Consider the following 367-nt stretch of genomic DNA (forward strand, 5'->3'; position numbering starts at 1 on the left):
ATTGATGGTGATGGTACTAATGGAATTGTGCAAAATTTTGATTTAGAATCACAAACGCCATTGATTCTTGGAACTCAAAATCCTGCAGATTTTACAGTAACATACCATTTAAATGCAACAGATTCTGAAACAGGAAACAATCCTATATCAACACCATTTGCAAATACAACACGCGATTCTCAAACTATTTATGTTCGCGTAACAAACAATTTAACTGGCTGTTACACAAATCACACAACATTCAATGTAATTGTAAATCCATTGCCAATTGCAAATTTTGTAGAAGATTTAGAAGTGTGTGATGACAATTCTGATGGTTCTGCAAGAAATGGTTTTTCCCAAACTATTGATTTAGAAAGTCAAACTG

Annotated in this window: 1 protein-coding gene; it reads left to right on the plus strand. The window is 33.0% G+C overall.

The genetic code is table 11. From position 1 onward, the window contains the following. Positions 1-367, plus strand: a 367-nt coding sequence (locus IU405_RS08620; RefSeq protein WP_197438209.1) for a hypothetical protein, incomplete at both ends; no start/stop codon positions are given.

This window comes from Polaribacter sp. BAL334, assembly GCF_015767435.1.
GTDB lineage: Bacteria > Bacteroidota > Bacteroidia > Flavobacteriales > Flavobacteriaceae > Polaribacter.